A 23,478-nucleotide genomic window follows, 5' to 3' on the forward strand; every position below is an offset into this window, starting at 1 on the left:
TAATAAAAAAAACGCAAGAAACCCATTTATGAGCTTCTTGCGTTTTTTAATTAAACTATTTTCTTTTTTGTTTGCTTTGCCATTGCCTATACCAGCTCGTTACTTCCTCGCTAAGGTCTGCTGCTAATTGCTCCTCTAATACTTGCTTTAACAAGGTATATTGCTCTTCAACTGCTTCAGGATTATCTAATATATCGTATAGTTTCATTAGTGTAAAATATTGCAACTCTTCATCTGCATCTAAAGCTTGTAATTTTTTTTCTACTTGTATCGCTTTCTCATACATTTGTTCATTTATATAAAATTTACTAAGCTGTAATGCATGCTGTCGCCACATTCGCTTCAAGCGCTCTCGCTCACTTTCAGCCCAAATATAATCACAATCCTTTAGAAAATGATTTTGATACGCATTAAATACTTGATCATGTTCTTCGTATGTATCAACTGTTAAATTAGGTAACGCGTCAAGCTGCTTTGTCCATTCATCTACATCAACGAGCACGTTGCCAAGTTGCAATTGATAGCCTGAATCAAGCTGTAGACTAGCAATTTGCACGTCATGTAAATTATATTGCTTTAACGTTTTTCTAATTGTATAAATTGTTGTATATAGTTGCTTAACTGATTTTTCAATATCTACTTCAGACCAAAATAATTCTAGTAGCGCATCCTTCGATATGGACTTTTCATTTCGAGATAATAAGTATGAAAATATTTCCTTTGCTTTTGCCGTCCGCCATTTCATAGACTGTACTTGACCATCTGCTGTTACAACTCTAAGCTCACCAAAAAGCTTAAGACAAGTACTATTATCCTTTTGAGCTGGCTTATCATTGAGCAGTAATTGAAGCCTTGTAAGCGTTTTATGTAAGCGATCTTTTTGAACAGGCTTTAACATATAATCAATAGCATGAATATTAAATGCATCAATTGCATAACGGTCAAACCCTGTAATAAATACAACTTCAACAGAGGGTTGTATTTCTTGTACTTTCTCTGCAAGCTCCAAGCCATTCAATTCCGGCATTTCAATATCTGAAAATATGACATCAGGACGTAGGCTTTTTATATTTTCATATGCCTCTATTGGGTCATTATACTCTCCGACAATTTCTATTTTTTGTAATTCATTTTCTAATAACAAGGTTTTTAAGCGAGCCATCGGCAATACCTCATCATCTATAAGTACTACTCTCAAAAAGTGTCCTCCTCTCTAAAAATTTCACTATAGTTAGAGTGATGTAGAAATTACCATTTATGTTGAATTAATAAATTTAATTTTAAATTTCTACAAAGTTATTACTATTTAAACTATTGGTTAACTTACACATTTAGTGTAACATACTTATATATCGTACTTAATGGCGAAACATTTAATGAACGACTAAAGAAAATGGGGCTCAATTTATTATGATAAAAAAGCATAGTCATTACCATAAATTAAAAGTTATTGTAATTATTTTATTATTTTTTTTATTACTTTTTTTCATGCGTTATAATTGGGTCAACCATTTGTCCTTTTCAAACGAAGCCAAAATCCAGCATGGAATTATGGATTTTGCACAAATTGACAATAGCAACAGCTTTAAAACAATTCTCGACGGGGAGTGGGAATTTTTCCCCAATACTATACTTATTTCTAGAAATAATAAAAATACCACTACCCCCATCTACGCCAACTTACCTGAGACATGGGACACGTATATACAACGCAAACCTGGCTCAGTGCCCCATGGCTCATACTATTTAAAGATTATTAATGCGCCTGATTCTAATAGGCTTTACGGTTTGACGATACCTGCTAGCCTGTCACCTTATAGTCTCAAAGTAAATAATGAATACGTTGGTGAATATGGTAATAATACAACTGTCCCAAGAAAGCCTAGCGTAGATGCTAGACCTATTACATATTATTTTCCTCTGCAACCTGGGGACAATGAAATTATTATTTCTGGCTTTCATACGAATGAACATGTCGCTGGCGGTTTAACAAAGTCACTCATTTTTGGTGATTTACATTCGATGGAAGGCTTAAAATGGTTTTCTGCTGTTACCCAAATCATTGTATGTGCCATTTTTCTCTTTTATTTAATTTATACGATTTTACTTTTTATTGTTGGCATAAGAGAAAAGTCATTATTGTACTTTGCCATACTCATTTTTTCAACATTTATTACAGTTATTGTGTCGAGTAATAAAATTCTTTTATGGTATGTACCTATCAACTGGGTATGGTCAACAAAGCTATTTTTCTTTTCATATATTATGACAATGCTATGGTTTATTTTATTTTTAAATGAATTAATAAAAAATTATGTGAATACAAAATTGCTTAACATTCTTATAGCCTTTTGTTGTACGTATTTATTATTTATTGTTATCGCACCAATTGATTACGTGTATTCTACACAAATCGTTTTCTATATATTATTTTTTGTTTCACCTATTATTCTAGCCATTGTTATTTATAAAGTAGCAATCTCTAGACAGAGAGGTGCTGTTATCCTGCTTTTAATGGCTACTGCCATTAGTAATAATTCATTATTTATAATGATTAATCGCTCTTTAACAACACCTTATAGTCACTATCCTTTTGACTTACTTATAGCCATTATTGCTTTATCTGGCTTTTGGTTTATGCGTTATTTTCATATATCCGTCAAGTCAAAGCAGCTTTCCATTAAGCTACAACAGGAACTGTATAGAAAGGATGAATTTCTTTCCAACACATCTTATGAGTTACGTACACCACTCCAGCATATGCTAAGCATTGCACAATCGCTATTAGCGAAAAAAGAACAGCATGATTTAAGACTGTTAGTGACAATCGGCCATCATATGTCCTTTATGCTTGATGGCTTGTTAGATTTAATTCATCTAAAAGAAAGAACGATAAACTTGCAAATCAAGCCGATTAATGTACAGCATATTGCCACAAGTGTTGGCGATATGTTTCAGCTCACAATTAAAGGCAAACCAATAAATTTAATTATTGATATACCAGCAGATTTGCCACCTGTGCTTGTTGATGAAAATCGACTTATTCAAGTTTTCATTAATCTAATTCATAATGCCATTAAGTTTACAGATAGAGGCTCTATCATAGTTCATGCTAAAGTAAAAAACAATCAGCTTTATATTTCAATTACAGATACAGGAATGGGCATTGACAAGAGTAAGCAAGAGATTATTTTCGAGCCGTATGAACAAGTGGATGCTCATATTAAGTCCTCTCGCCATATCGGCTTAGGGCTTGGGCTTAGCATTTGTAAGGAAATTATTGAGATGCATGACGGCTCAATTACTGTAGACTCAACGATTGGTCAAGGAACTACCTTTACATTTTCACTACCAATTGCAAAAGGCTTAATTGTTGAACAAAGTGAGCCACCTACGAGCAGCATGTTATCAAAGTATATCCTTTTACAGGATAATCTATCGGCTATAGAGCAAGAGCTAGCTATATCTGTAAATCAGCATACAGACTCAGCTAACGTAGCACGTATTTTAATCGTTGATTCAGATCCTTTAAGCTTACAAGTGCTATTAAAGGTACTATCAACAGAAGCTTATAAAATCGACACAGCTTTAAATGGGATAGAGGCTTTTGAGAAAATTTATAAGCACAGCTATGATTTAGTTATCTCTGATATTATGCTACCAAATATGTCAGGCTATGAATTAGCGAAGCAAATTCGAGAGCAATATTCTATTTCAGAGCTTCCAATTTTATTTTTAACAGCACGTCAACAAAGTGAGGATATTCGCCTTGCCTTCTTAAACGGGGCTAATGATTATGTAAGAAAACCGATTGAATATGTGGAGCTGAAATCACGTGTCGATGCATTGATTCAAGTGAAGCAATCCAGTGAGGAGCGCTTGCGCTTTGAGGCTGCATGGCTGCAAGCACAGATCCAGCCACACTTCTTCTTTAACACACTAAATGCGATTATTTCCTTGCACGGTGTCGATGATGAGAAAATGAAAGATTTGCTACTCGCCTTTGGCAACTATTTACAAATGAGCTTTGACTTCCAAAATGTAGATTTAGTCGTACCGCTCGATTATGAGCTAAAGCTCGTACGCTCTTATTTGGATATCGAGCAGATTCGTTTCGGCGATAAAATTCAAATTATTTGGGATATACCTGAAGGCTTATTATTAAATGTACCACCCTTATCTATTCAAACATTAGTAGAAAACGCCATACGCCACGGTATTTTACCACAGCGTGGAGGTGGCACAATTACGATTCGTATCACAGAATCAAACGAGGAATATAAGATACTTATTATCGATAATGGCATCGGTTTTGATACGACACGTCCCCGCAAACAAACAAGCGTTGGACTCATCAATACCGAGCAACGCCTCAAGCAGCTTTTTGGCACAGAGCTTGCTGTAGAAAGTGCCATTGGAGAAGGGACGACAATTGCTTTTACAATTCCGAAATCCCATATTTCCAAACTCAGTTGATGAAATATTGAGGTGATTTTATGCAATACGCAATTTTTGGAGATTTACATTCACATAAAAAGCATACTAAACGGGTGCTCTCGCATATACAGGAGGTTGCGCCCAATGCCTCCTTATTTGCTTTAGGTGATTTATATGAGTGTAAAATTGGCAAGCGCAAAGCGATGACTGCACGCAATATTCCGTTAGAGCAAGCAGTAAAGACGAAGGAAAAATTTGAGGAACTGTTAACCTTCCCTTCTGTTATCGGCAATCAGGAGGAGCGCATTGCACTTGTCACAGGGGACGAGCGCTTTTTACAATATGAGGAGAAGCTTTATATTGACAATGCGCTGCTTATCCATGGACATCAATTTGAGTGGAATGAGCAGTTTGAGCCAGCATTCCCTGATTTTCATACACCATTAGTCTTTTTTGGTCATAGCCACCGCGCAGCGATTTATGTGAATGGGGTACGCACAGCAATTTCCTATAGTGAGCCGCTATTTGTTGGAGATAGACCATATGTCATTAATGTGGGATCTGTAGTCGACACATTAGATTGGTGCTTGTATGATAGCGACGCTATGACAGTGATGTTTATGCGAGCTGAAAGTGAAGCTACTAATCAGATTTTTAAAGACCGTTAATATTAGAACTAAACTTAATGAAGTTAGAAAGAATTAATGAATATTTTAGAAATACTTTTTGAAAAGATAAGTAAAAACCCTAAAACATATAGAGTTCACGGGGATTTTATAGAAAATATTTTACCTATCTAGCTTGATAGTATTTCAAAGAAAATAATAATATTTCTGTACTAAAAAAGCCGATTTATACCAAATCCCTTGGTATAAATCGGCTTTTTTTCGCTTTATTTTATATACTTCTTCTTTTCATTATTAAAGAACTAAATAACACAATCAGCCAAATTTTTGACGATAGCCGCATTTTCTACATAATTCCTCGACTGCCTCGCGACGTGAAAAGCCTTCAACAAGGCGATTTGCTCGCTCCCCTTCTACAATATCGCTAAATGATGTTTCATGTACATTTCCTAAATTAATAACCCCTTCACCATCTAAGCAGCAAGGTACAACCGTCCCATCAACTAAAATAGCCGCATGGCTACGCAAGGCATGGCAAAAGCCTTTGCTGCTATCCTCTGGCTCTAAAAGGCTTGGCCATCTAAATTCATGGTCTTGATTTAAGTAAATGTTGCGACCAATTTTTATTCCTTTGCCAGGCTCTACACGTTCTTCAATTAAATAATCTAAATTGTATTCTTGCTCAAGCATTTCAAGCGTCTCACGATTTCTTCGAGCAACAACATCCGATACTTCATTTTTTTGTAAATTCCATAATCGATAGGAAATAAGTACATTATGCTGTTGTACTTCACGTACAAAGTGTAAAATATCTCCTAAGTATTTCTCACGGTTTTCAGAGCCCTCATGTCCATCAAAGCTATGTAGTGAAAAGTTTATTTGACGCAATGCAGGCTTCCCTAATAGCTTATGAAAATTTTTCTTAATGAGTGTGCCGTTCGTTGTAATATTTACTTTAAAGCCCTTTTCATGTGCAGCATCAAGCAATTGATCAATACGTGGGTGTAGCAACGGCTCTCCTTTGACATGCAAATAAATATATTTTGTATGTGGTCTAATTTCATCTAAAATTTTATTAAATTGCTCCACCTTGATTAAACCTTTTGCACGTGCTGTTGGCGGACAAAAGCTACACGCTAAATTACAAACGCTCGTTATTTCGATATATACCTTTTTAAATGTTTTCACAGTTCATTCACCATTCCATAATTTTTCATCACATTCTATCTTATCAAATTTTTATTTCTTTGCATGTAAAATACTTCACTATGTAGCATAATTCCTCCGAATGTTAGCCATATTTAAAAGTAAGAGGAGGATGATTATGACTGAAAATACGCTCGCTATCTACGCTTTAGGTGGTATGAATGAAATTGGGAAAAATATGTACGTTATTGAATGTGAGGAAGATATTTTTATTATTGATTGCGGTGCAAAATTCGCCAATAACAATTTATTAGGTGTTGATTTAATTGTACCTGATATTACTTATTTACAACAGCATCAAGATCGCATTCGTGCGCTGATTGTGACACATGGGCACGAGGATCATATTGGTGGTATTCCCTATGTTTTGCAACGGTTGAATATGCCGATTTATGCGAGTCATTTTACACTCGGATTAATTGAATTGAAGCTGAAGGAGCATAAGCTATTGCGCGATACGCAGCTCATTGAAATTGATGAAAATTCTAGCCTACAATTTGCAACAACGTCCATCAGCTTTTTCAAAATCAATCATAGTATACCTGATTGCTTAGGCATCGTTTTTCATACAGCTCAAGGCAATATCGTGCATACAGGCGATTTTAAATTTGATTTCACTCCTGTCAATGATAAGCCTTCTGATATTCATAAAATGGCAGCCCTTGGAGAGCAAGGTGTGCTTGCGCTTATTTCTGAAAGTACAAATGCCGAACGCCCTGGTATGACACCATCTGAACAGCTCGTTGGTGATAATTTAAAAAGTGCCTTTGCGAAAGCAACAAATAAAATATTCATTACAACATTTGCCTCCAATGTGAATCGGATTCAGCAAATTGTTGAAGCAACAATTGAAACAAATCGCAGGCTCGTTTTGCTTGGTCGCAGCATGGTTAATGTTGTATCTGTTGCGATTGAACGAGGTTATTTACGTGTTCCTCATCGCTTACTAATTGATGCGCGTGAAGCGCAGCAGCTTGCACCTGAGCAAGTGGTTGTTTTATGTACTGGTAGCCAAGGGGAGCCGCTTGCTGCACTTGCCCGTTTGGCGAGCGGTCGACAACGTGATTTGCAGGTTTATCCTGAAGATACAGTTATTTTTGCTACTTCCCCTATCCCAGGCAATGAAAAAAATGTTTCAAAAGTAATTGATGACTTATTTTATTTAGGGGCAAATGTTGTATATGGTTCAGCAGGTATGCACGTTTCTGGACATGGCTATCAGGAGGATTTAAAGCTAATGCTAACATTGATGAAGCCAAAGTATTTGATTCCAATACATGGGGAGTATCGCATGCTTTACAAGCACCGACAGCTTGCAAAATCTGTGGGTGTTGAAGGTAATAATATTTATATTTTAAAAAACGGTGAGGTTGTCGATTTTGTTCACTCTGTAGCACAGCAAACGCGCACTGTACAAGCTGGCGAAACCTATGTTGACAGAGTAGGAACTGGGGAAGTAGAAAACATCGTCCTGCGGGACCGCCAGCAACTAGCAGAGGATGGCATGCTTGTGATTGTGTTAACTATTAATCAAGAAAACGGACAACCTCTCGCTCCACCAGATACGATTTCTAGAGGCTTCGTCTATGCCAAAAATGCGGAAGGGTTATTGCTCGAAATTAACGACCTCGTTATCTCCTCTATCCAGCCTTTTCAAGATGCAAATATTCGCGCTATGCAGCATGCGATCAAAAAGGCTGTCGGGCAATATATTTTCACAGCCACACGTAAAAAGCCGATGATTTTGCCAATTATTATTGCAGTGTGATACTTTAATTAGCTGGGCGAACCTTGTCGTGACTTGGACGGCTCGCCCTGTAGTTTTATTGGCGCTTTTGGTGATTCTATTAGCGCTTTTTCGTGTTTTATTGGCGATTTTAGTAATTTTATTGGCGCTTGCTTATAGTTACATCACGATTTAAATCATTTTCAATAAAGCCTCTTCCCCCGTCATGCCAGGTAAAATCCCTTGTCTGCCTGCCTCATATGTGACGGATTCAAGCGGAGCCTTTAACAATTGATCAATCGTTTTGACACCGACTGCACGCCCAGCAATAATTTTGCGCTCAGCTAAACGATCATTTAATAAAGCAATGTCCAAAGCACCACACATAATATAACCGCGATCATTTGATATCGTTAACAAAGTTGTGTTTGGCAAATACACCGTGACTGCTGTAAACGAATGTCCTTTAATATGCAAAGCTTCTATTGCAACGATATGCATCTCTCCTCTCTTGTTGTATACATATGGCAACAAGAGAAAAGATGTGCCTTCGAAATTGTGTGAGAATTGTGTGTGTGCCTGGCACTATTTTCTACACGAAAATACAACAACCTCATTATCAACATGTGTCTCTAAATGGACAGGACGTCCCCATAGCTTATAAATATAGCCGAGCACCGCCTCCAAATATTGCTGATCTAGCTCCATTCCTTCATAACAATGCTTTAAATAGAGCTCGCCATTGCGTTTAAAATCACCATCAACGACAACAATATATGGGAAGCCTCCATTGACACGCATTGAAACTAATTGATCACGAATTGCTTCATGTTCCTTATCTGTAATGCGGTATTCATCACCTGTTTTGGCAAATACATATAAATCCTCTCGCTGGGCGAGCTCCTTTGTTAAATAATTACGAATAAAGGATGTATCTGATTCAATTTCACGCACTTCAAATATTTTTTCTCTTCCTGAGTTTGGTTTGATGCCACGCTTTTGCATGTCCTCTGTCGGCTCATTATAGCATCGCTCAATATCCTCGAAAATTTTCAAGCCAAGATAATATGGATTGATTGATGTTTTAGAAGGCTGAACAACGCCTGCATTTAATTTGGCATAATCAATCGTTTCAGCTGTCGTTAAATTAAGCTCACGCATAATACGTTGATGCCAATAGGATGCCCAGCCTTCATTCATAATTTTTGTTTCAAGCTGCGGCCAAAAATACAGCATTTCCTCACGCATCATCGTTAAAATATCACGCTGCCAATCCTCTAGCTCACGGCTATGCTGCTCAATAAAAATGAGCAAATCCTTTTCTGGCTCTGCTGGGAAGGTTTTCTTTTTCTCTATTAGCTTTTTACGTGGCTCATCGATATGCCATAAATCATCATATGGCGTTGTACGAGCTTCCAACGGCTCCTCTTCTTCCACTATTTGTGGACGAATGATAGCAGGGTCAATATGCTCTTGAATTGCTAGCACCGCATCTAAAAATTGCTCGACTGCATCCTTGCCATATAGTATCTCATATTTTGCGATACGTTCAGCAGTTGCTGTCATACTTTCCACCATATCACGCCTCGTATTGGAGAAGCGGATATTGTTTTTAAAGAAATCGCAATGCGCTAAGACATGCGCAATGATTAATTTATTTTGCGTTAACGTATTCGTATCAAGTAAAAATGCATAGCATGGGTTTGAATTGATAACAAGCTCATAAATTTGACTTAAGCCTAAATCGTACTGGAGCTTCATGCGATGAAATTGCTTGCCGAAGCTCCAATGCGCAAAGCGTGTAGGCATCCCATATGCGCCAAATGTATAAATAATTTCAGCAGGACAAATTTCATAGCGCATCGGGAAAAAATCTAAGCCAAAGCCTGTAGCAATTTCCGTAATTTCATCAATTGCTTTTTGCAGCGCTTTTTCCATTACTGCACTCCTTCTTTTTTAAAAATGCTTTTTAGCGCATCATAGACATCTACTTTGCGCTTAATAATGTAATGACGAAACTTCGGATTGTCAATTTTGCTATATGCCGACATAAGCGCAGACGTTCTACTATAAGCATTGACTTCGCCATAGCCGAACATGCTAGATACTTCCATCAATTGTTCAATTAATTGGAGGCAACGCTCATTATCTGATGACAAATTTTCTCCATCTGAGAAATGGACAGGATAAATATTGTAGCGGGCTGGGGAATATTTTTCGTTTATTAGTTGCAACGCCTTTGCGTAAGCAGAGGAACAAATCGTCCCACCGCTCTCACCCTTTGTAAAAAACGCCTCCTCTGTTACAACCTTTGCTTCTGTATGATGTGCGATAAATTCAATATCAACAGCGCTATATTTCGTGCGTAAAAAACGTGCCATCCAAAAGAAAAAGTTACGTGCACAGGTCTTTTCGAAAATGCCCATTGAGCCACTCGTATCCATCATTGCAAGTACAACTGCACGCGATTCAGGCTTTACAACCTCATCCCATGTTTTAAAGCGCAAATCGTCCTGATGAATTGGATTAATCGTTGCCTCACCCTTGATGGCATTGCGCTTAATTGCTGTTAAAATTGTACGCTTTTTATCGATATTACCCATTAAACCTTTTTTGCGAATATCGTTAAATTCAATTTTATTTGTTGCAATATTGGCCACTTCTTTTTGCTGTAAGTTTGGCAATGCAAGCTGTTGGAACAAGATTTCTTCCACATCCTCCAGCCGTACTTCTGCCTCATAATAATCCTTCCCTGCTTCCTTACCAGCTTCTCTTCCTTGCCCTTGCTGCGGCTTGCCATCTCGTGCAACGACATCACCTACTTGGCTATCGCCCTGCCCTTGCCCGACATGCTTTGACTTATCTGTGTTGTAACGAATTTTATATTCATCTAAAGAACGAATCGGGATTTTAATAACCTCTCGACCATTTGATAAAATAATGCTTTCCTCACTAATTAACTCTGGTAAATTATTTTTAATCGCCTCATCAATTTTTTGACGATGGCGCTCTTGGTCCTGATATCCTTTACGATGGAGGGACCAATTTTCCTTTGAGATAATGAACTGTTGCTGTTTGTCACTCACTTTATCCACACCCATCTGCAAATTCGCTTTTTTTATCTTATGCACATCTAGCAAAATCTTGAACTTCACTCGCTAAATAATTTCGGTATAATGAAAATAAACAATATTCAGAAAGAGGGTTTAAAGATGTGGGAGCAACATTTAGTTGAAACAGCACGCGGGATTTTTGAAGTATTTAAAAAAGGAAATGGTCAGCCTGTCTGTATTACACATTTATATAGCGAATTTAATGAGAATGGCAATTTATTTGCAAATACATTTACAGCACATGCAACTGTATATTTAGTAAATTTGCGAGGCTGTGGCAATTCAACAGATGACCTTTCTACATTCAATTACAGTATGGCGCATACGGTCGCTGATTTAGAGGCAATTCGCCAAGTGCTTGGTTTTGAAAAATGGATATTTGCAGGGCATTCAACAGGCGGTATGCTGGCACTAAAATACGCTATTATGCATCCACATAGCCTTATACATATCGTTGCTGGAGGGTTGTGCGCTTCCTCAGAGTATATGCATCACCCAGATAGCATTTATTGCATAGATAACCCAAATAATCGGCGCATTCAAGAAATTTTAACAATGCTAGGTAATCCTCAATCATCTCTCGAAGAAAGACGTGCTGGTAGCAAAGAATGGTCGCTGATGTCCTTATATCATGAATCATCTTATGACAAGATGATTAGTCGCCCTAATAGTGGAAAAACAATATCAAAACGCCTTGATTATTTTTCCTATGAGGAGCTACCTACATATGATTTGCGCCCTGAATTGCCTCATGTCACAACAACTGCTTATATATACTGCGGCCTTCATGATGCACAATGCCCACATATATTTTCTGCTGAAGCAGCTGAGCTTATGTCAAACGCCACATTGAAAACTTTTGATGAGAGCAATCATTTCCCTAACATTGAGGAAGAAGAGGCTTTTTATCAATTTATAGCTGATACATTTAGTTAAAAAAAGCGGTGTGCAGAAATTCGCTTCCAAACACCGCTCTTCACAAAGTTTATTCTACGTTCTCCGTTAAATCAGCTGCTTCACAAACCAATCAATCATTCGTCCATATACAAACCATAGGAAAAAGTGGACAAGAAAGCCTGGAAATAAAAGTTGGTATTGATCACTATCATAGCCAATATCACCCATCATTCGTAAACTGCGTTGTAGCAAAGGGTCTGTCAATAAAATATCTTTGATTGGATTGACAGTTAATTCAAAAACATAGTTAAGACAAGCTAATAATGGTAGCCAAAAAGCAAAGCGTTTCAACTGCGACAACTTGTCCACCTCCAATAGGATACTATTTCCATCATAACATGCAAAATATAAAAAGCAGGAAAAGGCCATGTAAAAAGATATTATCTTTTTACATAGCCTCCTTTTGATTATCGATTCAGTAAACTACCTACATAGCGCAACAGCTCGTTTGCTGATGTTGTGTTGTAGCCATGTTCATCGACTAACGTTGCAACAACCTCGTTGATTTTTTTCAGTTGTGCCTCGTCCGGTGTTTGCGAAGATGTTGTAATTTTTACGACATCCTTCAAATCAGCAAATAGCTTTTTCTGAATAGCTTCACGCAGGCGGTCATGCGAATGGTAATCGAAGCGTTTACCCTTTCTTGCAAAGGCGGACAAACGAATTAAAATTTCCTCACGAAATGCCTTTTTTGCATTTTCAGATACACCAATTTGCTCTTCGATTGAGCGCATTAGCTTTTCATCCGGACTCATTTCCTCGCCAGTGAGCGGGTCGCGTAGCTTATTTTTATTGCAAAATGCCTCAACATTATCAAGATAGTTATTCAATAATGTTTTCGCTGATTCCTCGTAGGAGTATACAAATGCCTTCTGTACTTCCTTCTTAGCAATTTCATCATATTCGCGGCGAGCAACCGCAATATAGTTCATAAATTTTTTGCGGTCTTCCTCTGAAATCGAGGCATGCTGGTCTAAACCATCCTTTAAGGCACGCAGTACATCTAAGGCATTAATCGACGGCACTTCCTTGCGAATAATGGCTGATGAAATGCGATTGATGACGTAACGTGGGTCAATGCCCTGCATCCCTTCATTTGGATATTCCTTTTTCAGCTCTTCAATATCAACCTCATTGTAGCCTTCTATGCTTTCGCCATTGTACAGGCGCATTTTTTTAACAACGTCAACCCCTTGCTTTTTCGGGATTTCTAGTCTTGTTAAAACCGAGAAAATCGCAGCCACTTTGAGCGCATGTGGTGCGATATGTACATGTGCCATATCGCTGTCATGAATCATTTTTTCATAAATGCGCTCCTCTTGGCTCACCTTTAAATTATACGGAATTGGCATGACGATAATACGCGAATGCAATGCCTCATTCTTTTTATTGGCAATAAATGTGCGATATTCTGTTTCATTGGTATGTGCAACAATCAATTCATCTGCACTAATTAAGGCAAAACGCCCTGCTTTAAAATTGCCCTCCTGTGTTAATGACAGCAAATGCCATAAAAACTTTTCATCAAGCTTCAGCATTTCTTGAAACTCCATCATGCCACGATTCGCCTTATTTAGCTCGCCATCGAAGCGGTATGCGCGCGGGTCAGATTCCGAGCCGTACTGCGCAATTGTTGAAAAGTCGATGCTCCCTGTTAAATCCGCAATATCCTGTGATTTTGGATCAGAAGGAGTAAATGTCCCAATACCTACTCGGCGGTCCTCCGAGAAGAAAATACGCTCAATTCGCACATCCTCAATACGCCCATCATACTCCTGCTCAAGGCGCATCGTATTTAAAGGGGACAGGCTTCCTTCGATGCGAATGCCATACTCCTCATAAAAGGTGTCGCGCAAATGATGTGGAATTAAATGCAATGGGTCCTCATGCATTGGGCAGCCCTTAATGGCATACACCGCTCCGCTATCTGTACGCGAATAGCGCTCTAAGCCACGCTTTAGCAACGTTACAATTGTTGACTTCCCACCACTGACAGGTCCCATTAACAATAAAATTCGCTTGCGCACATCAAGCCTTTTTGCTGCTGGATGGAAATATTCCTCAACTAATCGTTCAAGCGCTGTTTCTAAGCCGAAAATTTCCTCTCCAAAAAAGTGATACATTTTCTGTCCATCTCGCTCTTCAACACCTGCACTTTTCAGCATGTTATAGACGCGCGAATGGGCTGTTTGTGCAACTTCTGGCCGCTCTTTTACGATTTCTAAATAATCGGCAAAGCTACCTTCCCACTTTAGGCGATTTTCTTCTTCTCTGTAATTTTTAATTTTATTTAAAATACTAATCGTGATTCCTCCATTCAAACCTTTATTGTACATCGTATGAATGGAGCCTGATGTTGATACCAATTATTTTATATCGTTAGCTCTGCACGATTACGCCCAGCCCGTTTAGCACTGTATAATGCTGCATCTGCATTTTGAAATAATTGTTGTAAATTCTGTATAGTGCAGCAAGGGTCTGTTGCGACCCCAATGCTAACTGTCACGTATGGTAAAAAAGGAGAAGCTTGATGTGGAATGCGTCGTTGCTCAACAGCTTTGCATATATTATTTGCAAAATGCAATGCCTCACTATGCTCCATATCAAAAATTAGGTAAATAAATTCTTCCCCACCAAAGCGCCCTACAAAACAACGATTACTCGCTAGTGCCCTCAAAATAACTGCAATTTCTTTCAGCACTTTATCTCCCTCTAAATGACCATAGTAATCATTAAATTGTTTAAAGGCATCAATATCTAAAATCATTGCTGTTACATGGCGTGGGATATCTCTCATATTCGCCTGCACATAATCATATAAACCTCGGCGATTTGGCATTTCTGTTAATTCATCATAAGTAGCTAGCAACTGTAAATCTCCGTTCATCTGCACTAATTGGCTATTTAGCTGCTCCTGTGCTAGCATCTTATACTGACCGTAATAAAGGAAACGCGAGCCGATTGCGCTAATTACAATAAATAGCACTATATTAACCAAATGTGTTAAAGCCCTTTCGCTATCTTGCTGCATAAGCATTAAACCACTCATTAAATAAACAGTTGGAAAGCTTTGAAGCAAAATGAATTTTCGTAAACGTACATGATATAGCATAGTAACTGCTAATAAACTAATTAAATAGGCTGTCACTTGTCCATATGAGCGTTGATCTAATAATGCAATAGATACGCCCCACATTAAAACAAACCAATAATAGCCCCATACGGCTGTTTTAATATAGCGATATTTAAAAAACCTTTTCTCTATAACGCTCACTAAAATTAAAAATAATATCGAAAGTACAAGGAGCATTATATAAAGTAAAAAATAACCATCCCCAATTGTCTTCGTTCGAGCAATATGCACTATTGCCAATAACACTTCAAGTATAATAATTGTTGCTGCACAATATTTAGCACGCTGCAAATTGTGCATTGTAAATTTCACATCAATTTGTTGCGCATCCAATTCCACTATCCACTCCTTTTATTTGAGGTGCTTGATATTATGTAATAATATCTTGTGTAGACTATTCATCCACTCCATTTTTTCTATTAACTCATCTTGAATTTTTAACAAATCCGTATTTTCTGTCTGTAAATACGCTTCTAATTGTAGTAATGCTATTAATATATTTTGCACTTGATCTGACACAGCATGTACTTGTGCCATATGGGCAATTAGTTGCTGCTGTATGGAAATTCTAGGCAGATAGATTTTTTGCTCTATAGCCTTTTCAATTTTCAATGACTGTGCTTGTAAATAATAAAATAAATATTTACTTAAAATAATGGACTGACATGGAATCATCGCCATAATATTTTCTCCAATGTAATACTCTTGCTGACAAACATAATATGCGTTTTTACTTGGGTAGATTAAAACTGCTCCTGTTGGAACTTTTGTTAAATCACTTTCATGCTGTAGCGAGGATGGTATTTTAGGTAATAGCTGCAGATTATTTTTCAATAAATCCCAATAATCACAACTAACAAACGGTATACCTTCACTTACAAAATAATGTGTAGGCTGTCTAGCAACACCTTTTACAATTGTTACAATATCCCCCAATTTATATTGTCTCATCAAAGTATTCCCCCCTACTTTATCAGCTTATATTTTTAAGCCGATAATTTCTCCTTGCTATGAAATAAAACATATATACTATATCGTTTGTACCATTATAATATAACTTTTGTAAAATGTACTATTTTAAAGGTATCTCCATTTAAAAAGTTTTTCACTAGCCTCTATCTTAGAGGTGAAATGCTATGTCAGATTTTTTAAAGCTAGTAGGAGAACAGCTTCGAACAATTCGTGTTGCAAAGGGATTAAGTCAGGAGGAAGTTGCAGAAAAAACGGGGAAAATGGGCTATAGTAAAGGGCGCATTTCCAATATTGAAAATGGTCAATCCAATATTACGTTAAAAACGCTTGAAAGCTTAATGCAGGCATTGGACATTGCACCTGAAGAGCTTTTTAATTTCCAAAACCTCTCAAGCGTTACAGATATCGAGGAAAAAAATTTAATGCTGAGCATTCATCACTCACTATTAAAAGAACGCAACTTAGATGAAGTGAAATACGTCGTTCGTATCACCAAGGATTTTTTAAAGACAATGGATTCTCAAGCCAAAAAGAACAGCCCTGATTAAACGAATCAGAGCTGTTTTTTTATACGCGATATTTATTTGTAAGGCCTCGTAAAAAATAACGAGCAAAGCTATCGCCACATTCTTTATAGTTTTTATGGCTTGGGTTGCGTAAAATCGCGCCCATTTCGCCCTTTGATACTTTAATGCCACCGCCATCATCAATGAAATCAATAACATCTTCAGTCGTCAAAGCCAGAGCAATTTTCACTTTTTTAAATAGCATATTATTTGGACTTTCTTGACCCGTTGCCTTCGGTGGTGCTACAGGCTCTCCTGTTGCGGATAGCTGTGGGCCACGCTTAAAGGTAATAAAGCCGTTGAGAAAAGCCTCCAGCATTTTATTATTGCATTTTTTATAATTTGCCGGCTCCTCCTCATCTTCCTTTACTTTCATAAGCATATTCATTACATCGTCTTTCGTCACATCTATGCCACCAAGCTTAAAAATTTCTACCATATCTATATTTTTAATATCGAACGCGTAGCGCAAACGAATCAATATATCATTATTTGTCATGAGCTAACTCCTTTCTTTGATATAGTGCCAGGCACACACACAATTTACACACAATTCTTATTGTACATCTTACTAAAAAAATTGGCTAATGTGTTTATTATTTTTTGTTGACTATGCCAAGCACTTGTGAATACGAATTATCCCAGCGCCATTCACAGATAATAGTTAATCTATTATTTTGTAACTCAGCAGAAAGCTGTCCGTTCATTTTCTGCATTAAGCTTTTGGCAATTGCTAGCCCTAAACCTGTGCCATTTTCTGCCCTTGTTTTATCCCCCTTATAAAAGCGTTGGAATAGATGATTCACATCCTTCTCTGATAAATTAGTGACCTCGTTACTAATCATAAGCCTCACTATATGCCCTTCCTGCTCTAAGCGAATAAGAACATTGCTATGTGCATGCTTAATCGTGTTCAACACTAAGTTTTCGATGACACGCTTTACAGCTGAGGAGTCTGCAATCATTGTCAGCTCCTGTGTTGGCATATCTATAGTCGGCTGCAAATTCGCTTGATGAAACTGATCATAAAAGCCTACTAGCACCTCTGATAAAAGCTGGTTCATTTTAATGTGCTCAGGCTTTAACAAATAATCAGTTGATTCAATTAGCGATAATTCAAAGAAGTCCTCTAGCAAATCCTTTAAGCGCAAAGCGCCTCGTTTAATAATGGCAGTATATTGACTACGGTTGTCCTGCTCTAAAAATTGAATATAGCCTAATATCGAGGTCAGTGGTGTGCGAATATCATGAGAAATGTTAGCAATCGCCTGCTTCAATTCATTTTCCTGCTGGCGTTTTTCTGCTGTTGCCTGCTTTGTTAAATCAATTTGTGCATTAATGGTCTCTGCCAGCTTTTGCAAGTCTTTATCCCAAAATTGTAAATCTAGCTTTTTCTCGGTTTCTTTACGATTTACAGCGTTTAGCTGACGATATGCTCTTTTGACCTCACGTTTCAACAAATAAAAGCGCAGTGCAAAAAATAGAGCAATCGCTATACATATGAAAATAATATCCGCTCACCACCTTCTATTATTTAATTTCTTTTTGCTTAAATATGATGCTACCAATAACCGCAAATAAAGCAAATGTCATAAGCGGCACAATGAGCATTGAGAATGTGTAACTTTCCTTCGATATATCTAGAAATAATTTAAACACCGAATGATTAAATAGCCATTCAAACAGTGTGAACTCTTGGCTTAGCATATACAAAATGCTATCAATTAAAATGAAAAAGATAATGGAAAAACCAATTGTTTTACCGCTATCTGTAAAAATAATCGCCACTACAGCCATCATGGAGGCGAATGCAGCAGCATACAAAATTGTTAGACCTAGCGTTTTAGCCACATAAATGAAAGTTGGCATGCCATAAAAGCCTGACAGCAAGCTACTTGAAAATAGGAGCGCTAATGGAAACGCCAATGCAATAATTATTGCACCAAGCGAAAATACAAGCAATTTGACAAGATAAAGATGCACTCTACTATTGCCTGAAGCACAAATACTTTTCATTGTCCCAATCGAATACTCACTTGAAATAAAAAATCCTGCAAATATACAAGGAATCAAACGGATAATATAGTTATTGCCAGCTAAAGCCGAAAACGTATACAGCTCCTTGACTGCGACTGCCTGTGCATTAAATGTCGCCTCATCGAAAAACACAAGGAATGGATAAGTGATACCTGCTGCCGCTAAGATCACAACTAACACTAAAAATACACGGTCCTTTTTCAGCTTAAATAATTCAGCCATCATTAAATTACTCATGTGACACACCTCCAATCAAATTCTTGAAATATGTTTCCAAATCCTCTCCCATTGGCATAAACTCTTCAATGACTAAACCTGCTTGCACCAATGTTGTTGAAACATAGCCCGCTGAATCTGTATAAGCAAAAAGCTTCATTGTGCCATTTGGTAACACTTCAAAATGCTTCGTATTTAACTGCATTTCAAAAACTGTCGCCGCTTTATCTGGATTATCCACTTTAATATGAATGTATTGCTGACATTTTTGCGTTAATTCCTCTGTTGTCAGCTGCTCAATAAGCTTACCTTGATGAATAATGCCGTAATGGGTTGCTAGGAGATGTAGCTCACTTAAAATATGGCTAGAAATTAAAATGGTAATAGCGTATTCTTGATTTAATTTTTTGAGCAGCTCTCGTATTTCAACTACGCCCATTGGATCAAGCCCATTAATTGGCTCATCTAAAATTAAAAACTCCGGATCACCTAATAGAGCAATCCCCAAGCCGAGGCGTTGCTTCATACCGAGGGAAAAATTTTTCGCCTTCTTTTTCCCAGTGTTCTCAAGCCCAACAAGCTTCAATGTTTTTTCAATACACGCTTTCCCTGGAATTCCTTTTAGTAATCGATGCGCCTCCAAGTTTTCAGCCGCTGTCATATGCGGATACAACGCAGGAGCCTCAATAATTGCCCCAATGCGTTTGCGTGCTTGAATCAGCTCCTGCTCCGTGCTATAGCCAAAGAGCGCTAATGACCCACTGCTTGCCTTCGCAAGCCCTGTTACAATCTTAATTAATGTTGATTTCCCAGCGCCATTTTGCCCAATAAACCCATAAATCGAGCCTTTTTCAATTGACAAATTTACTTTATCAAGCGCTAGTTGCTTCTTATATTGTTTCGTTAACTGATTTGTTTGCAATACATATGTCATACGAAATCCCTCCTTCTTATGATACTTTCTAGTGTAAAAAGCAAAACATAAGAAAGGCATAAGTCAATTCTTAAGAAAACATTAAGTTTCTCGAATCAAGCTAAGCGGTAGCCCATCCCCCAAATCGTTTCGATATATTCCTCATTCGGATTAGCATGTGCTAGCTTTGAGCGAATATTGCTCATATGCACATTAATTGTATTATCATCCCCATGAAACTCCTCATGCCAAACACTTTCAAATACATTTGCCTTCGTAAAGACCTTTTTCGGTGAGGACATTAATAATGCTAAAATGGCATACTCGCGTGCAGTGAAAGCAATTTCCATCTCTCCAACCTTCACTTGCTTCGCTTCCGTATCAAGCGCTAAATCTTTATGCACAAGCACTTTCGCTATGCTCGGCTGGTTTAACACTCGCATTCTGCGCAAATGTGAATCAATGCGTGCCGACACTTCCTCAATATCAAAAGGCTTTGTAATGTAATCATCTGCTCCTGCTCGTAGCACATCCACCTTCGTCTGCTGCTCTAGCTTTGCTGAAATAATAATAATTGGCACATGCTGCTGTTCTCTTATTTTTGCTAACACTTCCTCACCTGTTAACCCTGGCAACATTAAATCAAGCAACACCATATCCCATCGCTGCTGCTGCAAATAAAGCATTGCCTCCGTGCCTGAATAAGCAGGCTGTGCCCGATAACCACTACTCCGCACAACATCACAAAGCAATGCATTAATATCATTATCATCTTCAACAATTAAAATATTGATTTGTGCATTCATTGAATTCCTCCTTTTTGTTTGGGTGCCAGGCACACAAACAATTCACACACAATTATGTCTTATAGCATAATTGTGTGTAATAAAAACTGCAACAGCAATATTACTTTTAAAAGGTCGAATCGTGCTTCATTGAGAAATTCGGGCCAAAAAATAACAGGCTAGCCCTTTAGATTTGGGGCTAGCCTGTTATTTAAATTTAATTTCCACCTAATTCACGTTCCACCTTTTCACGAAACGCTTCTTCTGTTAAAAATTTCAATTGAAAGCTATTCAAATTTCTTTCCAGCTTTGCCTGCTCTAATACAGATAAATTGTTTGCGAAAAAGGCTAGCTCTGTCCTATTTTGTTTTTGATCCATTGCATACATAGCAATTGTAAGAACAAATGCTGTCGACCCGCCTTTTTGTCCTGCATGTTTAAATAATTCACGATTAGCAGGGCTTTCCATTAATTGCTCCATAACGGGATCTAAATATTGATAAACCTCCTCACTAAAATAGGATTTATTATTAAGCTTCTCCATAATGGCAACATAGTCCTTTGTCGTGGAGGCAGGTAAACGATCCGACCATACTTTTTGTATATCCATGGATAACGTTTTAAGCAATTGCTCCTTTTCTTCCTTAGACAATGGAGCTGTTTGCCATTGGTGATAAATCGCTATCGCTCTATTGCGGTACTCCTCCATATCCATCGCTTGCATCGCTTCTACCAGCTCTTTACTAGACAGGTTTTGCTCCTGCATCAATTGACTAGGAATATATAAAACGCTGGTTAATGGATAAATTACATCATGCTTTGATAACTCTAACTGCTGCAAAGTATTATTAATATTTTCCATACCTAGCACATCCATTAAATAATCGGTATTTGCATTGGAGCTGTATGCAATCATACCTTTTACCACTTCCTCTAGTGGTACCATATCTTCTTTTGGCAACTGCGCTAGCCATGCCTCATGTGCACCACCGTCTGTTTTAGGTAAATAAAATTTATTTAAATCCGCTACGCTTACAAGTTGCTTTGGATTGATTTTTCCCTCTGCTGCTTGCTGCGCATATGTAATCGCTAAAATAATTTTTACTGTACTGGCTAAAGGCAGGCGTTCATTTTCATTTACATTCACCCAGTTTTCATCATTGTATTGAATAGACATCGCAACATCGCCATTCGCAGCATGCTCTTTTACAAACTCCATAATATACTCAGGATTAGATGTTTTAAATTCTTTATAAAGCATGTATCCCTTTATTCCTACAACGAAAACGAGGATTGCCACAATTCCAGCAATAATCCATAGCGCTATTTTCAAGTAAAATCTACCTCCTCTTCTAATCACTACCTTTACGTTTTGTATTTATAAAAAGTTTCATTTCTCCATTTAACTGCTTTATATACAAATAAAAGCTATCGGAAATGTCTTCCCGATAGCTCCTCTATATTCCATTAAAACAGGGACCTATTAATGCAAATGTGCATCCATTTCATCAGCAATTTCTTCACCAGACATCGCTTTTGGATAATATGTAGGCCAGTTATCCATTTCCTCTAACAACTTTGCGCGATCATCGCCAAAGTAAATATGGAAATGACCTGATGCTTGATCTGAAATAATATGGTCGCTAAATTGAACATATTTTGGTGCTTGTGAACTGTCGTCTACTTGCTTGAATATATAGCGAACACCACGATTGCCCTTTTCGTATGTTAAAATTTCATAGCCATCATACTCATATGTTCCTATAACAGCTTCTCCATCCTTATAAAATGTCATTGTCTTGTCCGCAATATCAATTTGTGTAACATCTGTTGCATAGCCAATTTTATAATATTCCTTATACTCCTCAGCTGTTTTATCACCATGGTAAGCTTTATGCTCTAGCACGCCATCCAGTGTGCCATCTAGCAAGTATGGGTAAACAGATTGCCATTCACCTTGCCAATTTGTTAATGGGCGATCTGTAATATCACTATCTTCAAAATAGCCTTGAGAAATTTGTTTATCTTTTTCGGATAGTTCTGCATGATCATGGTCGTGGTCATGGTGCTCATGATTATGTTCCTCGACTTCAGTAACCTCTTCCTTTTCTTTTGTTTCTTCCTGACATGCCACTAAAGCAAAAGTAAGTGTAGCAGCTGCAAATGGCATAAACCATTTTTTATTCATTGTAACTCCTCCTTAAACGTAATACTTACGATTTAAAACTATATAGTAATCATTACTATTTGTAAACCCCTTTTTTCACATTTACAAATAATAATGATTACTATTTATTTTGACAAACGCTTCAGGCTTGCTATATCATAAATCGTAATCATTACTTTTAAAAGTGCTATAAAATGAAAAAATCCCTGTTACCATACTTAATTACTATTTAGAAGCTGGTAAGACAACTTTATTAAATTATATTTGGGCGAATCGTCAAGGTTGCAATTATTATCAATGATATGACTGAAGTTAATATCGATACTCAACTTGTGGAGGATGATGGCTTTTCACGTACAGGGAGCAGCTTTGTAGAGTTAACAAATAGCTGTACATTGGGTGAGGATTTACTTATTGAAGTAAATCCCTTGCTACAACAAAACAAAATTAGATGGTATTGTTATTGAATCGACAGGTATTTCAGGGCCATTACCTGTTGCACAAACTTTAACGATAGTTGATGAGGAAATGCAACAGGATTGGCACCAGTTTATTGATCTATTACCTGTTTTTGTTGCTACATAGTAAATAAAGGGGCGCCAAAAAAATATCACTTTTCCAGAT

Annotated in this window: 21 protein-coding genes and 1 pseudogene; 6 read left to right on the top strand and 16 right to left on the bottom strand. The window is 37.5% G+C overall.

Annotation, left to right across the window (positions count from 1 at the left end):
* Positions 1-55 precede the first annotated feature (55 nt).
* The gene (locus M3Z76_RS06835) at positions 56-1,198 is read right to left on the bottom strand and encodes a response regulator (protein WP_293923770.1); all 1,143 of its coding nucleotides are present in this window, start codon (positions 1,196-1,198) and stop codon (positions 56-58) included.
* A 212-nt stretch (positions 1,199-1,410) separates the two neighbouring features.
* Here M3Z76_RS06835 and M3Z76_RS06840 point away from each other — a divergent pair, with 212 nt between their 5' ends.
* Positions 1,411-4,476, top strand: a complete 3,066-nt coding sequence (locus tag M3Z76_RS06840; RefSeq protein WP_293923772.1) for a hybrid sensor histidine kinase/response regulator — start codon at positions 1,411-1,413, stop codon at positions 4,474-4,476.
* Between the two features lie 20 nt (positions 4,477-4,496).
* A complete protein-coding gene (locus M3Z76_RS06845; RefSeq protein WP_293923773.1) occupies positions 4,497-5,105 on the top strand; it encodes a metallophosphoesterase family protein in 609 nt (202 codons plus the stop codon).
* Between the two features lie 273 nt (positions 5,106-5,378).
* Here the strand turns inward: M3Z76_RS06845 and M3Z76_RS06850 are convergent, their stop codons facing one another.
* Positions 5,379-6,251 carry a radical SAM/SPASM domain-containing protein gene (locus M3Z76_RS06850; protein ID WP_293923775.1) on the bottom strand — a complete coding sequence of 291 codons (873 nt, stop codon included), beginning with the start codon at positions 6,249-6,251 and terminating at the stop codon, positions 5,379-5,381.
* A gap of 130 nt (positions 6,252-6,381) precedes the next feature.
* On the opposite strand from M3Z76_RS06850, the gene M3Z76_RS06855 reads away from it, so the two are divergent.
* Positions 6,382-8,037 carry a ribonuclease J gene (locus M3Z76_RS06855; protein ID WP_293923777.1) on the top strand — a complete coding sequence of 552 codons (1,656 nt, stop codon included), beginning with the start codon at positions 6,382-6,384 and terminating at the stop codon, positions 8,035-8,037.
* A 150-nt stretch (positions 8,038-8,187) separates the two neighbouring features.
* On the opposite strand, the gene M3Z76_RS06860 is transcribed toward M3Z76_RS06855, so the two are convergent.
* From M3Z76_RS06860 to yhbH, 3 genes are all read right to left on the bottom strand, one after another.
* Complete coding sequence (locus tag M3Z76_RS06860; RefSeq protein ID WP_293923941.1) at positions 8,188-8,490, bottom strand: YunC family protein; 303 nt, start codon at positions 8,488-8,490, stop codon at positions 8,188-8,190.
* 90 nt (positions 8,491-8,580) lie between these two features.
* Positions 8,581-9,933, bottom strand: a complete 1,353-nt coding sequence (locus M3Z76_RS06865) for a SpoVR family protein (protein WP_293923779.1) — start codon at positions 9,931-9,933, stop codon at positions 8,581-8,583.
* A complete protein-coding gene (gene yhbH, locus M3Z76_RS06870; protein ID WP_483310148.1) occupies positions 9,933-11,096 on the bottom strand; it encodes a sporulation protein YhbH in 1,164 nt (387 codons plus the stop codon). Before yhbH ends, M3Z76_RS06865 begins: the two co-directional genes overlap by 1 nt.
* Positions 11,097-11,207: 111 nt before the next feature.
* Here yhbH and M3Z76_RS06875 point away from each other — a divergent pair, with 111 nt between their 5' ends.
* Positions 11,208-12,044, top strand: coding sequence for an alpha/beta fold hydrolase (locus tag M3Z76_RS06875; RefSeq protein ID WP_293923783.1), 837 nt, complete (start codon positions 11,208-11,210; stop codon positions 12,042-12,044).
* A gap of 66 nt (positions 12,045-12,110) precedes the next feature.
* Here the strand turns inward: M3Z76_RS06875 and M3Z76_RS06880 are convergent, their stop codons facing one another.
* From M3Z76_RS06880 to M3Z76_RS06895, 4 genes are all read right to left on the bottom strand, one after another.
* A complete protein-coding gene (locus M3Z76_RS06880) occupies positions 12,111-12,365 on the bottom strand; it encodes a hypothetical protein (RefSeq protein WP_293923785.1) in 255 nt (84 codons plus the stop codon).
* Between the two features lie 107 nt (positions 12,366-12,472).
* The gene (locus M3Z76_RS06885; RefSeq protein WP_293923944.1) at positions 12,473-14,368 is read right to left on the bottom strand and encodes a PrkA family serine protein kinase; all 1,896 of its coding nucleotides are present in this window, start codon (positions 14,366-14,368) and stop codon (positions 12,473-12,475) included.
* 68 nt (positions 14,369-14,436) lie between these two features.
* Positions 14,437-15,537 carry a GGDEF domain-containing protein gene (locus M3Z76_RS06890; RefSeq protein ID WP_295655770.1) on the bottom strand — a complete coding sequence of 367 codons (1,101 nt, stop codon included), beginning with the start codon at positions 15,535-15,537 and terminating at the stop codon, positions 14,437-14,439.
* A gap of 12 nt (positions 15,538-15,549) precedes the next feature.
* Positions 15,550-16,149, bottom strand: a complete 600-nt coding sequence (locus tag M3Z76_RS06895; protein ID WP_293923789.1) for a restriction endonuclease subunit S domain-containing protein — start codon at positions 16,147-16,149, stop codon at positions 15,550-15,552.
* Between the two features lie 185 nt (positions 16,150-16,334).
* Here M3Z76_RS06895 and M3Z76_RS06900 point away from each other — a divergent pair, with 185 nt between their 5' ends.
* Entirely contained in the window at positions 16,335-16,718 is a 384-nt protein-coding gene (locus tag M3Z76_RS06900) for a helix-turn-helix domain-containing protein (RefSeq protein WP_293923790.1), read from the top strand.
* Between the two features lie 19 nt (positions 16,719-16,737).
* Here M3Z76_RS06900 and M3Z76_RS06905 read toward each other — a convergent pair whose 3' ends face one another.
* The 7 genes from M3Z76_RS06905 to M3Z76_RS06935 form a co-directional block, all read right to left on the bottom strand.
* Positions 16,738-17,235: a YehS family protein gene (locus M3Z76_RS06905; protein ID WP_293923793.1), complete on the bottom strand. Its 498-nt coding sequence runs from the start codon at positions 17,233-17,235 to the stop codon at positions 16,738-16,740.
* 97 nt (positions 17,236-17,332) lie between these two features.
* The gene (locus M3Z76_RS06910; RefSeq protein WP_293923796.1) at positions 17,333-18,196 is read right to left on the bottom strand and encodes a sensor histidine kinase; all 864 of its coding nucleotides are present in this window, start codon (positions 18,194-18,196) and stop codon (positions 17,333-17,335) included.
* Positions 18,197-18,266: 70 nt separating this feature from the next.
* Positions 18,267-19,010: an ABC transporter permease gene (locus M3Z76_RS06915; RefSeq protein WP_293923798.1), complete on the bottom strand. Its 744-nt coding sequence runs from the start codon at positions 19,008-19,010 to the stop codon at positions 18,267-18,269.
* The gene (locus M3Z76_RS06920; RefSeq protein WP_293923800.1) at positions 19,003-19,923 is read right to left on the bottom strand and encodes an ABC transporter ATP-binding protein; all 921 of its coding nucleotides are present in this window, start codon (positions 19,921-19,923) and stop codon (positions 19,003-19,005) included. Before M3Z76_RS06920 ends, M3Z76_RS06915 begins: the two co-directional genes overlap by 8 nt.
* Positions 19,924-20,018: 95 nt before the next feature.
* Entirely contained in the window at positions 20,019-20,708 is a 690-nt protein-coding gene (locus tag M3Z76_RS06925) for a response regulator transcription factor (protein ID WP_293923801.1), read from the bottom strand.
* Between the two features lie 196 nt (positions 20,709-20,904).
* Positions 20,905-22,020, bottom strand: a complete 1,116-nt coding sequence (locus tag M3Z76_RS06930; RefSeq protein WP_293923803.1) for a serine hydrolase — start codon at positions 22,018-22,020, stop codon at positions 20,905-20,907.
* Positions 22,021-22,170: 150 nt separating this feature from the next.
* Positions 22,171-22,875, bottom strand: a complete 705-nt coding sequence (locus tag M3Z76_RS06935; protein ID WP_293923805.1) for a metal-binding protein ZinT — start codon at positions 22,873-22,875, stop codon at positions 22,171-22,173.
* Between the two features lie 181 nt (positions 22,876-23,056).
* Between M3Z76_RS06935 and M3Z76_RS06940 the strand changes: the two are divergent.
* Positions 23,057-23,394, top strand: a pseudogene (locus tag M3Z76_RS06940) (CobW family GTP-binding protein); the annotation flags it as partial.
* Positions 23,395-23,478 lie beyond the last annotated feature (84 nt).

Source organism: Metasolibacillus sp. (assembly GCF_025291715.1).
GTDB classification, from domain to species: Bacteria; Bacillota; Bacilli; order Bacillales_A; family Planococcaceae; genus Metasolibacillus; species Metasolibacillus louembei.

Coding starts and splice junctions, on each gene's coding strand:
- M3Z76_RS06840 (WP_293923772.1), top strand. CDS start 1,411: ATGATAAAAAAGCATAGTCATTACCATAAATTAAAAGTTATTGTAATT.
- M3Z76_RS06925 (WP_293923801.1), bottom strand. CDS start 20,708: ATGAATGCACAAATCAATATTTTAATTGTTGAAGATGATAATGATATT.
- M3Z76_RS06915 (WP_293923798.1), bottom strand. CDS start 19,010: ATGAGTAATTTAATGATGGCTGAATTATTTAAGCTGAAAAAGGACCGT.
- M3Z76_RS06865 (WP_293923779.1), bottom strand. CDS start 9,933: ATGGAAAAAGCGCTGCAAAAAGCAATTGATGAAATTACGGAAATTGCT.
- M3Z76_RS06920 (WP_293923800.1), bottom strand. CDS start 19,923: ATGACATATGTATTGCAAACAAATCAGTTAACGAAACAATATAAGAAG.
- M3Z76_RS06935 (WP_293923805.1), bottom strand. CDS start 22,875: ATGAATAAAAAATGGTTTATGCCATTTGCAGCTGCTACACTTACTTTT.
- M3Z76_RS06845 (WP_293923773.1), top strand. CDS start 4,497: ATGCAATACGCAATTTTTGGAGATTTACATTCACATAAAAAGCATACT.
- M3Z76_RS06905 (WP_293923793.1), bottom strand. CDS start 17,235: ATGACAAATAATGATATATTGATTCGTTTGCGCTACGCGTTCGATATT.
- yhbH (WP_483310148.1), bottom strand. CDS start 11,096: ATGGGTGTGGATAAAGTGAGTGACAAACAGCAACAGTTCATTATCTCA.
- M3Z76_RS06900 (WP_293923790.1), top strand. CDS start 16,335: ATGTCAGATTTTTTAAAGCTAGTAGGAGAACAGCTTCGAACAATTCGT.
- M3Z76_RS06875 (WP_293923783.1), top strand. CDS start 11,208: ATGTGGGAGCAACATTTAGTTGAAACAGCACGCGGGATTTTTGAAGTA.
- M3Z76_RS06855 (WP_293923777.1), top strand. CDS start 6,382: ATGATTATGACTGAAAATACGCTCGCTATCTACGCTTTAGGTGGTATG.
- M3Z76_RS06895 (WP_293923789.1), bottom strand. CDS start 16,149: ATGAGACAATATAAATTGGGGGATATTGTAACAATTGTAAAAGGTGTT.